We start from the raw sequence: 11,877 nt of genomic DNA, 5'->3' as shown, positions 1-11,877 counted from the left end.
AAAGACACTAGGCTGGAAAACGCCAGCGGAGGCGCTTGACGAACTGCTGTCATGAGTGAAAATAATTGGTGTTGCGACGACCGATTGAATCCGCCTAGCCGATCTTGGTCGCAATGGAGTTCACCGCCGCCCAGCGCGAAGGGTGCTCGCCGGCGTGATCCAGAACCATCCGAACCGCTCGGGTCCGGACCTCGGGTGAACATTTGTTTGTCGTCTTGCTCGTCAGGGCTCCATCCTCTCAAGAGTTGGAGCCTCCGGCAATCCCGGGGCGGTTCCAACCTCCCTACGCGCCCGGCGCGCTCGAACCAGCGGCACCATGTGGAATCTGGGATCGACTTCGCACCTTACGATCCCGTGACGCTAGCTTCGGGATTATCCTTTCGCTTCGCTCGCTGTGCAGCAATATAAAGGCCGCGCCTGTCGTCGTCCCCGGGCGCAGCCCCCGGGTGACGTAGAGGTCCCAGCGCAACCCGATCTTCACACCGGCCGAAATCGGCGTGAAGTTGTTCGGTGAGCATCCTCTGCGTCAGGATCCCAGCTCCCGCGAGGATGCCCGAGATGGACTTCCGGGATATTACTCACCGCACCTCTGCACTCACTTCACATTAGCGAGTTCATCCATCACCTGCTTGGTCGCCCGATACGCCAGATCGACAATCTCATCTATTTCAGCTTCGGACACCACGAGCGGTGGCGCAAAACCAAGAATGTCTCCGTGCGGCATTGCTCGTGCGATGAGCCCCAAATCCCGAGCGGCCTTCGAGATGCGGGCGCCCACCTTGAGCTCCGGATCAAATCGTCGCTTGGTTTGCCGATCTGCAACGAACTCAACGGCGCCGAGCAGGCCGACGCCTCGGACTTCTCCAACGATTTCCAGCTGGGCAAACCGTTCCTTAAGCCGCTTTTGGAAGTGCGATCCGACCGTCCTCGCGCGATCGCTTAGTCGCTCATTCTCCACGATATCAAGAACCGCGTTGGCAGCAGCAGCCGCGATCGGATGTCCGGAATACGTGTATCCATGGGAGAACGCCCCAATTCGATCGGCGGCTTCTTCCATTACGGCGTACACCTTCTCGCCTACGATTGCTCCCGAGAGCGGCATATAGCCGGATGTCAGCCCCTTTGCGACCGTCACCAGATCTGGCTCCATGCCGTAGAGAGTGCTGCCGAAGTAGGCACCGGTTCGACCGAATCCACAAATCACCTCATCCGCGATCAGTAGGATGTCATACCTTCTGAGCACCGTCTGAATTTCACGCCAGTAACCGGCAGGAGGCGGTATAATACCCCCCGTGCCCAGCACCGGCTCAGCAATGAAGGCACCAATTGTTTCTGGTCCCTCTCGTACGATCAGCGCTTCAAGCTCGGCTGCACGCCGGTGAGAAAAGGACTCTTCCGTCTCGCCTAGCTCGGCGCCCCAATAATGGTGCGGTGCGCCCGTGTGCAAGATGCCCGGAAAGGGAAGGTCCATGTGATCATGGTAGAACGACATTCCTGTCATCGAACCGGAAATGACCGAGCAACCATGGTAACCTCGCTCGCGCGAGATAATCTTCTTCTTCTTGGGCTGCCCCCGTAGATTGTTATAGTACCAAACGAGTTTAGCCTGAGTTTCGTTTGCGTCCGATCCGGAGAGCCCAAAGAATACCTTGCTGGGGTTACCCGGCGCCATTTGGATGAGGCGATCGGACAGGATCGCCAGCTCTTCGGTCGTATGAGCCGCATATGTGTGGTAATACGCCAACTTATACGCTTGCCGCGCGATCGCCTCGGCTACTTCGGTCCGACCGTATCCAATATTTACGCAGTAGAGGCCAGCAAAGCCGTCGATGTAGGTTTGCCCCTGCGCATCTTCGATTCGGATGCCCTTGCCTCCAGTAACGATCGTTGGGTCACCCATCTTGCCAGTGGCGAAATCCTTGAGTTGGGTGAAAGGATGCAAAACACTGGCGCGATCGAGCGCGGCGATGGTCTTAATGTCAGTCATATTGGATTCTCCTAACCCGCCAGATCGCCGAAGCAGACATACTTCAGTTCCATGTATTCCTCGATGCCGTGTCGCGAACCTTCCCGACCGAGACCGGATTGCTTCCACCCTCCGAACGGAATAGGTGGCCCGGTGAACGAAGCGGTATTGATGCCGACCATGCCGTACTCAATGTTCTCAGAAAGTCGCATCGCCCGGCGCAAGCTGTCCGTATAGACGTACGCCGCCAATCCCATTTCGCTGGCATTTGCGCGGGCCAGCACCTCTTCTTCAGAGTCGAATGGAAGCACAGCAGCTACCGGGCCAAACGTCTCTTCACGGGCAATCAGCATGTCGTCAGTGACGTCGCTCAGCAGCGTTGGAGCAATGAAGCTCGGACCGAGACCTTCGTCTTTCTCTGCAGAGAAGACGCGCGCCCCCTTTGCGGCTGCGTCGTGGATTTGAAGCCTGCACTTCTCGGCCACCGAGAACTTCGTCATTGGTCCAATATCTGTTGTAGGCTTCAGCCCGTGACCGGTCTTAAGTTGGGCTATCTCCGCAGCAAGCGCGTCGGTGAACGCACCATAGATGCCCTTTTGAACGTAGATCCGGTTAGCCGCCAAGCAATCTTGTCCCGACGTCGCAAATTTTGCGGCCATGACTCCCGTGACAGCCTTGGCGATGTCGACGTCATCAAAGATGAGAAAGGGCGCATGCCCTCCCAGCTCAAGCGACACCTTCTTTACTGTCGCGGCCGCCCCCTCTAGGAGCAGACGACCGACCTGAGTAGACCCGGTAAACGAAAGAGCCCTTATTCTCGTATCGCGCAGCAGAGGCGCTGAAAGTTCGATGGGGTTTCCAACAATCACCTGAAGCACGCCGCGCGGGACTCCGGCTTCCTCAGCCAGCCTCGCCACAGCGAGGGCAGAGAGCGGAGTTTCGGGAGCAGGCTTCACAATGATTGGACAACCGGCAGCTAGAGCCGCCCCCGCCTTTCGCGTAATCATCGCGACAGGAAAATTCCATGGCGTAATCGCTGCCGCCACACCGATTGGCTGCATTCGCACCTGAAGCAAGCATCCAGGCTTGTGGCTTGGGATTGTCTCTCCATATGTCCGCTCAGCCTCTGCAGCAAACCATTCGAGAAACCCAGCGCCGTAAGCAATCTCGTGCCGCGCTTCCGCAAGCGGCTTGCCTTGCTCGCCCGTGACCAGGATGGCGAGCTCATCCGAATGGTCACGCATTAGTGACGCCCAACACCTAAGGATCGCCCCGCGATTCGCCGGCAATAGCTCTCGCCACGCAGTAAAGGAACGCTGCGCTGCCGCGATCGCCCCCTCCATGTCCGCGGCACCGCAACGAGCAACATCCGCGATCTCTTCCCCAGTAGCCGGATCAACGACAGGGTCCCTTTGCGTGGCCGCAATCCAGCGGCCGTCGATCAGCGCGTCTCCCGCGACAAAGTCGCGGCGACGCAGGGCATGCAGATGCCTCGCAGCAAGCCCGGTCAAATGCGGACTTCTGTGTTGCCGAACAGTTTGTAAGACCATTTGAAAGTCCCGGCAGCCTTTTGTTGAAATCTACTTGTCATTCAGGATACTAGTGTCGCAAACATATTTGCGTCGCATTTTACCGTCGGCCGGACGGTTTCCTGCGCTGCGCAGGTGTTTTGCGGCGAAATTCACCCGGAGCCCAATGATGCAATACGACCGAACAGACGCCCGCATACTTGAGATCGTGCAAAAGAATAACCGCCTGACTTCTGACGTGATTGGCGAACTGGCCGGGCTTTCTGCTACGGCGTGCCAACGACGACTGAAGAGGCTGCGATCGGACGGCATTATCGAGGCGGATGTCTCGATCGTTTCGGCGAAGGCGGTAGGAAGACCTATCCAGATGCTTGTGCTCGTGAGCCTGGAGCGCGAGCGTGCAGACATTATTGATAGGTTCAAGAAGGCCATCAAATCGTCAGCTGAAGTCGTCAATGGTTTTTACGTCACCGGCGACGCTGACTTTGTCCTCTATCTCACTGCGCGCACCATGGATGATTACGAGCAGTTCACCAGGCGATTCTTTTATGAGAACCCGGATATCAAGGGCTTCAAGACGATGGTGGTAATGGACCGGGTAAAGGTCGGCTTTGCCATTCCAATTGAGACTCCGTCGGAGGATTGATGCGGATGTGTCACCTCGCAGCAACATGTGTTTGCGCGCTTTTTCATCGTTCACTCGCATAGAATGCAATAAATCCGCACCATGCTTCGTTTATTTTGTGGTTTGTGAACACGTGGGACTGATGAAGAGATCTCAGGCTGGTGGTTCGAAGCAGATTTAAGATTCACGAGTATCACACTGGACTCAATTCGGAGCTCTCTTCGTGAAGTTGCCGTCGGCGACCACACGGTCGTCGTTGATCGTGGGCTTTGTAGCCGCGTGCGGCTTAAGCGCTAAGAATCCTGATGACGCTCGATGCCTATCCAGAGAACAGCGCGATGTCGATGAAGTCGACAAGTCAAGGCGCGGGACGGTCGAGGCTCAAAAGACGAGAGACGATTTTTCGCGCGCGCGGTGGACACTGCCGCATCGTAGGTCCCCCTCAGAGCATTAGCGGACCAAATAGGTCTTTCGCGGTCGAACTCCGGAAAGTGGTCGGCCTACCAGACGTGCCTGCCCACTCCGTAGCGGCCAAGCTCTCCGACGCATCGCTCGCCTGGTCCAGAGTCTCACCATCGGAAGCGAGGCAGGAGCCAAGATGACCGATCAGGCGAAGACCGAGACGCTCAGCGTCGGGGGGATCACCGCGCCGCTGCGTTATCCCTTTTTCCGGCGCATCTGGTTGGCGAGCTTGTTTTCCAATCTGGGTATCCTGATCCAGGGCGTCGGTGCGGCCTGGGCAATGACGGAGATGACCTCCTCGGCTGACAAGGTTGCGCTGGTGCAGACGGCTTTGATGCTACCGGTGATGTTGATCGCGATGCCGGCAGGTGCCATTGCTGACATGTATGACCGCCGTATCGTTGCGCTCGTTGCGCTTTCGATTGCGCTTTGCGGCGCGACCGTGCTGGCGGTGCTGGACTGGATCGGACTTACCACGCCGATTCTGTTGCTGGTGTTTTGCTTTGTCGTCGGCAGCGGCATGGCATTGATGGGTCCGGCCTGGGCATCCTCTGTCAACGAGCAGGTGCCCGCCGAGGAGCTGCCGGCGGCGGTTGCGCTAAACGGCATCAGCTACAACATCGCGCGCAGCTTCGGGCCTGCGATCGGCGGCATTGTAGTTGCGACGGCAGGCGCATTCGCGGCGTTTGCGCTCAACGCGCTTCTGTATCTACCGCTAATGGTGGCGCTGTTCCTCTGGAAGCGTGTCGCCGCCCCGTCGCGACTACCGCCCGAACAGCTGCGCCGCGCCATCATCTCGGGTGTTCGGTACATCACCAATTCGCCTTCCATCAAGATTGTGCTGACCCGCACCATGGCAACCGGCGTAATAGGCTGCTCGATCACGGCATTGCTGCCGCTCGTCGCCCGCGACCTGCTAAATGGTGGTGCGCAAACTTACGGAATCATGCTCGGCTCTCTCGGACTGGGCTCAGTGATCGGGGCACTGAACATCAGTAAGGTGCGCAAGCACATGAGCGGTGAAGCCGCGGTGCGCGCCTGCAATCTGTCCATGGGCGGCGCGATCGCGGCGGTCGCGCTCAGCCGAGAGCCGGTCCTCACAGCCGCCGCGCTGGTCTTAACAGGCGCCGTGTGGACGATAGTGTGGACGCTGTTCAACATTGGCATGCAGCTCTCCGCACCGCGCTGGGTCGCGGGCCGGTCGCTTGCGGCGTGGCAAGCCGCGTTCTCTGGAGGCGCTGCCATCGGCAGCTGGGCCTGGGGCCGGCTCACCGATGCCGCTGGCGTTGAGATAGCGCTACTCATCTCCGCCGCGCTAATGCTGCTCTTACCGCTGCTTGGGTTGTGGATGCCCATGCCGCGGATCAGCACGCGGGGCGCGGACGCCGGGGTGCTGGCCGATCCCGAAGTGCGCCTCCCGCTGACCAATCGCAGCGGCCCCCTGGTGGTCGAGATCGAATATCGCGTTGCGCAAGAGAATGCGCGGGCGTTTCACAAGGTGATGCACGATGTACAATTATTTCGCCAGCGCAACGGCGCTTATGGCTGGTCTATTGCGCGCGACATCGCCGATCCCGAACTATGGACCGAGCGTTATCACTGCCCGACATGGCTGGATTACTTACGCCAGCGAAACCGCTCGACACAATCGGAGCGCGCGCTAGACCGGCAGGCGACGGCGCTCCACATTGGCCCTGAGCCCGTGCGCGTCCGCCGCATGCTGGAGCGCCCGTTCGGATCGATGCGCCGGACTGACGACGTGCTCGACCGCTCCCTTACCGAGGTCTTGCACGGCGATTCAAGCGCGACGGGATATCGTAGCACTCAGTCATTAAGAACCAGGAGAGCTGAAGCTTCTGATTGAAGCGAAACTGCTACGAATAAGTCATTCGCAGCAGACTGTCGGCCTCGCCAATCGACATCTGCGCCTCGTCCCTGCGGGAGGTGACTGATCAATGTCCCGCGGTTGCCGCGCGCTGCAACCTTTGAAACCGCCGATCGCGCCTCTGTTCTAGAGGTCGTACATCACGGCCAATAACGAAGATGCGTCGGCACGCCGAGGCGCTACCAGACGTAAGATGAACGTGATGCGAATCTCTGAGCAAATCGGCAATATTCGCGTGGGTCCGACGGACCGATACAGACTTGCTTGCGCGATTACCGCTTCGGCCGCCGTCGCTCGCGACCTCAGTGCTCAACAACTTATTTTGCCCGCCATGCCAGCCAGCGCTCCTGGATGTGGACTGCATTCGTCTCTCCATCAGGGCGCTTGGCGGCTAGCCAGCCAGAATCCTCACGCACGACCTTCGAAGCGTTCTCCGGATTTCTGCTGACCTGAGGCAGCATGGCAACTGGCAGGTACTTGAGCTGATTCACATTCGGGCTGGAGTAGCCGGTCGCCTGCGTGAAGGCGGCAGCATGTCGGCCCGATTCAGGAAGGCGACGAATTTTTGCGCGTTCGCGGTGTTGGGGCTCCTTTTGAGAACCGTCACGAAAGTGTGGTTCAAGTATGCACCGTTCCAAGCGAACTTGATCGGCGCGCCTTGGCGAATCGCTGAGAACGCGCGACCATCATATGCGCTGGTCATCGCGTATTCGCCGTTCGTAAGAAGTTGGGGCGATTCTCCGCCGGCGCTCCACCACTTGGTAATGTGCGGCTTGATTTCATTGAGCTTCGCGAATGCGCGATCGAGCTTTTCAGCAGTCAGCGGCCAGATTTCCTTGTGGTCGACACCATGGGCGACGAGCGCAAACGGAAAGTCATTGCCAAGGGGAGCGTAGAGCCCCCGCGATCCACGAAACCTCGTGTCGACGCCCAGAAACCGCAAAAAATTAGCCGTACGCGGAGAAATTCTGCGATTTCGAGGACACGATCGATGATATCGACGTCGATTCATCGCGCGTAGCTAGTCGCCCGCCCGAGACCTTGTGTCGTCATCATCTGGGCAGTTTCGGCCGCAACCTGCTCGAGGTCCTTTCCGGCCGAGAATGCTCCCAGCTTGATCTCAGGGATCCAAAGCGATTCAAGCCGTACTGAGCGGGCTGAAAAAAAGGGGGCCACTCCGAAGGAGTGGCCCCCCAAGTCAGGGAGGAAATGTCCCCTAGAGGACCCCTGGGATCAGGCCGCAGCCTGCTCGATCGGCGAGAACGGTAGCCCGAGACTCTCGGCCACAGCCTTGTAAGTAAGTCGGCCCCGATAGACATTCAGCCCTGCGTGCAGGTGGGGATTTTCAAGCACGGCTGCAAATCCCTTATTTGCTAGAGCTAAGCCAAACGGCAGCGTAGCGTTGTTCAGCGCCTGACTCGAGGTGAGTGGTACAGCTCCGGGCATATTTGCGACGCAGTAATGAATGACGCCGCCGACCTCGTAAGTTGGATCAGCGTGCGTCGTCGCATGTGACGTCTCGAAGCATCCGCCCTGATCGATAGCTACGTCTACGATCACGGAGCCTTTGCGCATTGAGCTTAACATGCCGCGGCTGACAAGTTTCGGCGCGCTCGCCCCGGGAATGAGCACCGCGCCGATAACCACATCCGCCGCAAATACCTCCTCCTCAACGGCGTCCATGGTCGAGAACCTGGTACGAACGCGGCCTTCGAATAGTTCATCCAGCTCGCGCAGCCGCGGTATCGAACGGTCGAGGATAGTGACCTCCGCACCGAGGCCGGCCGCCATCCGCGCTGCATGCGTACCGACAACGCCACCTCCAATCACCACGATACGGGCCGGCTGGACGCCTGGCACGCCACCGATCAACAGCCCACGCCCGCCGGCATACCGCTTCAGGGCTGCGCCGGCTGCTTCGATCGCAAGCCTGCCCGCGACCTCGCTCATCGGCGCAAGCAGCGGAAGCCCACCGTTCGCATCAGTTACGGTTTCATAGGCGATTGCCGTACACCCAGACTTCATGAGTCCTTTTGCCTGCTCCGGATCTGGCGCTAGGTGAAGGTACGTGAAGAGGATCTGGTTCTCTCGCAGCTGGGTCCATTCCGAAGGCTGGGGCTCCTTCACCTTTACGATCATCTCGCTCGACGCGAATACGTCGCGTGCGGAGCCCACAATCGTTGCGCCAGCCTTGCGATAATTGTCATCTGTGGCTCCAATGCCAGCGCCAGCATCGGCCTCGACGATCACCTTGTGTCCGGCGGCCACATATTCGCGGACAGCCCCAGGCGTCAGGCCCACGCGATATTCGTGTGTCTTGATTTCCTTGGGAACACCGACCTTCATTTTCTTTCTCCTAGCTTAGTGGCTTTTCTAATCGGAAGAGCGGAGCAAACCTGCGACGTAGATCGACAAACGGCGCAGAAAATCAGCGATTATCAGGTCCATGACGCAGGATTTCGGACGGGTGTGCGCAGACAAGCAGGACACGAATTGTCGCGGAGCTCACGCCGACGAATCATCAGGGGCGTGCCAATGGAAGTATCAATGCATCAGAACTCCGGCATCTATCGGAAGCGAGACGAATCTTGCGGAGAATGGACCGGACCTTACGAAACGCCTCTCGTTCCTGCTTTCGCCATATTGGCGGCGAAATCTCCGTCAGCAGGTCTCCAGTGCAGGTGTCCAACATAGGGAAGTCGCGAGGTCGTTCGACATGTATCGCGCTTTTCAAGCATTCGTCGATCGGCTGAGCGAAAGCACTGACCGAGAGGCTGCTCAACGGAGCATGGCGGATGTGGCCGCCGCGCTGAACCTGTCTTGCTTTGCATATCTTGCTTTACCCCACGAACCGAACGGCGCCCCCAAACTAATCTCGACATATCCGCCATCCTGGACGGCACACTATCTGCGACGCCGCTATGAAGGCTTCGATCCTGTGGTTCGTCAGGCGATCCGCCATACTCAACCCTTTCGATGGGGACTTGGGTTCGGACCGCGAATTCGGTCAGAGTCCGAGCGTGAACTATTTGAAGAAGCCGCGAGGTTCGGCATTCGGTGTGGCTTCACGATCCCAATCCACGATAACAAAGGTGGGATAGCCGCCGTGACCTTTGCGACCGACGAGCGGCGAATTGCTTTCGAGCGCTCGATAGACGAGCACGCCCAGGTTCTGCGGATAATCGCGATGTTCTTCCATGCGCACGCAGGCCGCATGTTGGGGTCCGATCGCGTCGTCGATGGCGTGTTGTTGTCTCCTCGTGAGCTCGAATGTCTCGAATGGTCTTCTCGCGGCAAATCTGCTTGGGAGATCGGCAATATTCTCGGCATATCTCCACGAACCGTTGGATATCATCGGGATAATGCCCGAGCGAAGCTGGGTGTCCGAACGATTCACCAAGCAGTCGTGCGGCTGATTGAATCAAAATCTCGAAGATAATTGGCCGGCTAGTTATAGTCACCCTGTGCAACTGCACAGGATGCGTTTGCGTCAGCTCCTGCTTTGATTGCCGATCCAAGGCAGGGGAAACAGCAATGATGCTGCTCATCACACCAGACTACTACGGTGAATTCATCAATGAACTCGCCGAGATGCACCGGTTGCGCTATCGCATCTTCAAACAGCGTCTCGAATGGGATGTTCAGGTCAGCGGCGATATGGAAGTCGACGAGTTTGACGTACTTCGGCCAGTCCACTTGCTGCATCGCTCAGCGGATGGACGGGTTCAGGGCTGCGTTCGACTTCTCCCATCGACCGGGCCAACCATGCTCAGGGACACCTTCCCAATTCTTCTGGACGAGCAGCCGGCGCCGCGGAGCGATTACATCTGGGAGAGCAGTCGCTTTGCTCTTGATGTTCCTCCGGATGCGTCGAAGGCGAGCGGTGGACTTGCTGCCGCCACCTACGAGCTTTTCGCGGGCATGGTTGAGTTCGGCCTTTCGATTCGTTTGACCGAGATTGTCACGGTCACTGACGCGCGCATGGAGCGCATTCTTCGGCGCGCCGGGTGGCCACTCCGCCCGATCGGCAAAGCACGACCTCTCGGAAAGACTCTGGCCATGGCGGGCTATCTGGAGGTGTCGACTGATGCCTTGGAGCGCATCCGCAAAGCGGGACACATCTCAGGTCCGGTGCTCTGGGCTCCAGTCATCCAAGCGGCCGCCTAGGATCTGAAAGCAAGGACAATCCGGGGCATCGCTGCGCATTGGAGCGGAAAGCCCATCTGCTTAAGACTTACGATGCACAAACCACGTCGATCAACACCCTCCCTTCAAGCCAGCAAGGCAATCGAACTGAAACACCTGCAGTCGATCGTGGCTGCGGCCGATTGTGGCAGCCTCCGTCAAGCGGCGGAATTGCTGAGAACCCAACAATCGAGTCTCAGCCGCAGAATCAGCGAGATCGAATATCACCTGGGAATTGCGGTTTTTGAGCGCTTCAGCGGTGGTGTGCGCCCCACGCAGGCAGGCCGCAGTGTTCTTCGCCTGGCAAGGACAATTCTGGAGGAGTTCGATGCTCTCATCGCGACCGCGAGGGCTGTACGGAACAGCGAGGCTGGCCGGTTGAGTGTTGGGCTCTGCACCTCACTTTCCATTGGCAACCTGCAGACGTCCTTGCTGGATTTCAAGCAGCGATTCCCGCAAATCGAGCTTGTGACAATCGAGAAATCACGAACACGCCTCGCGACTGCACTTCGCAACGGCGTTCTCGATATCCTGATGGTCACAGGGAACCTGCCGTTACTCGACAACCGAGTGATGCCGCTGTGGAGCGAACGTGTTCTGGTCGCCTTACCCCATGATCATCCCCTCACCGCGCGCGACACAGTCTATTGGACTGACCTGCGCGGCGAGACGGTCCTGCTGAGCCATTACGATCCGGGAAAAGAGTTTGAAGATCTTCTCATTTCAAAGCTCGTGTCGCCTGACGACCGTCCTAAACTCGAGCGCCACGACGTCAGCCGCGGTATCATCAAGAGCCTGATCAGGATGAACACAGGAATCAGCCTGGTGCTGGAATCCGACATGGGCATCAACTATGCAGGCCTCGTCTACCGCGAATTGCGCGATGGAGCCGGTCCAAGCCGATTCGACTTTTCGGCATACTGGCGAGACGACAATGAAAACCCTGCGTTGGCTGCCTTCTTGAATTTGCTTTCTGAGCGCTATCCCTCATCTCCGCGCGGACGTTGACGGGCCCGTCGAGCCTTCCGAAAACTTCTGTCCGCTGCCATGAACCGCGCCAGCATGGGAGCGATAAGCTTGGCCGGCTCCCCGATCGGCTGTCCGCTCTCTTGTGCAAGGATTTCTGCGTACGCTACGAGATCCCTGTGCACGCTCGCTGGGAGTTCATGCGTAATCTTGATCGGCTTATCGTCTTCGAGCGCTCCAAGTTTAAGCTTAGGCATCG

The 11,877-nt window shown here is 58.4% G+C and carries 10 protein-coding genes and 1 pseudogene; 5 read left to right on the top strand and 6 right to left on the bottom strand.

The genetic code is table 11. The annotated features are described in order from the left end of the window. Positions 1-97 precede the first annotated feature (97 nt). The 3 genes and pseudogenes from ABIB91_RS37290 to ABIB91_RS37280 form a co-directional block, all read right to left on the bottom strand. Positions 98-226 (bottom strand): annotated as a pseudogene (locus tag ABIB91_RS37290) (IS3 family transposase); the annotation flags it as partial. A 369-nt stretch (positions 227-595) separates the two neighbouring features. After that, positions 596-1,987, bottom strand: a complete 1,392-nt coding sequence (locus tag ABIB91_RS37285; RefSeq protein ID WP_354171817.1) for an aminotransferase — start codon at positions 1,985-1,987, stop codon at positions 596-598. 11 nt (positions 1,988-1,998) lie between these two features. After that, positions 1,999-3,477, bottom strand: coding sequence for an NAD-dependent succinate-semialdehyde dehydrogenase (locus ABIB91_RS37280; RefSeq protein ID WP_354171819.1), 1,479 nt, complete (start codon positions 3,475-3,477; stop codon positions 1,999-2,001). Between the two features lie 187 nt (positions 3,478-3,664). Here ABIB91_RS37280 and ABIB91_RS37275 point away from each other — a divergent pair, with 187 nt between their 5' ends. Both ABIB91_RS37275 and ABIB91_RS37270 read left to right on the top strand, forming a co-directional pair. Further along, the gene (locus ABIB91_RS37275; protein ID WP_354171888.1) at positions 3,665-4,141 is read left to right on the top strand and encodes an Lrp/AsnC family transcriptional regulator; all 477 of its coding nucleotides are present in this window, start codon (positions 3,665-3,667) and stop codon (positions 4,139-4,141) included. A gap of 577 nt (positions 4,142-4,718) precedes the next feature. Further along, complete coding sequence (locus ABIB91_RS37270; protein ID WP_354171821.1) at positions 4,719-6,446, top strand: MFS transporter; 1,728 nt, start codon at positions 4,719-4,721, stop codon at positions 6,444-6,446. Positions 6,447-6,954: 508 nt separating this feature from the next. Here ABIB91_RS37270 and ABIB91_RS37265 read toward each other — a convergent pair. Both ABIB91_RS37265 and ald read right to left on the bottom strand, forming a co-directional pair. Continuing rightward, positions 6,955-7,410, bottom strand: a complete 456-nt coding sequence (locus ABIB91_RS37265; RefSeq protein WP_354171823.1) for an extracellular solute-binding protein — start codon at positions 7,408-7,410, stop codon at positions 6,955-6,957. Between the two features lie 290 nt (positions 7,411-7,700). Then, the gene (gene ald, locus ABIB91_RS37260) at positions 7,701-8,813 is read right to left on the bottom strand and encodes an alanine dehydrogenase (protein ID WP_354171825.1); all 1,113 of its coding nucleotides are present in this window, start codon (positions 8,811-8,813) and stop codon (positions 7,701-7,703) included. 370 nt (positions 8,814-9,183) lie between these two features. On the opposite strand from ald, the gene ABIB91_RS37255 reads away from it, so the two are divergent. The 3 genes from ABIB91_RS37255 (at position 9,184) to ABIB91_RS37245 (ending at position 11,660) form a co-directional block, all read left to right on the top strand. Continuing rightward, entirely contained in the window at positions 9,184-9,906 is a 723-nt protein-coding gene (locus ABIB91_RS37255) for a helix-turn-helix transcriptional regulator (protein WP_502917070.1), read from the top strand. A gap of 95 nt (positions 9,907-10,001) precedes the next feature. Further along, positions 10,002-10,634: an acyl-homoserine-lactone synthase gene (locus ABIB91_RS37250; RefSeq protein ID WP_354171827.1), complete on the top strand. Its 633-nt coding sequence runs from the start codon at positions 10,002-10,004 to the stop codon at positions 10,632-10,634. A gap of 72 nt (positions 10,635-10,706) precedes the next feature. Then, positions 10,707-11,660 carry a LysR family transcriptional regulator gene (locus ABIB91_RS37245; protein WP_354171829.1) on the top strand — a complete coding sequence of 318 codons (954 nt, stop codon included), beginning with the start codon at positions 10,707-10,709 and terminating at the stop codon, positions 11,658-11,660. Here ABIB91_RS37245 and ABIB91_RS37240 read toward each other — a convergent pair. Further along, entirely contained in the window at positions 11,633-11,875 is a 243-nt protein-coding gene (locus ABIB91_RS37240) for a DUF2274 domain-containing protein (RefSeq protein ID WP_354171831.1), read from the bottom strand. The genes ABIB91_RS37245 and ABIB91_RS37240 overlap by 28 nt on opposite strands. Positions 11,876-11,877: the final 2 nt, after the last annotated feature.

It is taken from the genome of Bradyrhizobium sp. JR4.3 (genome assembly GCF_040547695.1).
Taxonomy (GTDB): Bacteria; Pseudomonadota; Alphaproteobacteria; order Rhizobiales; family Xanthobacteraceae; genus Bradyrhizobium; species Bradyrhizobium canariense.
The sequence above is the reverse complement of the archived record's forward strand: the minus strand, read 5'-3'. Positions and strand labels throughout refer to the sequence as shown.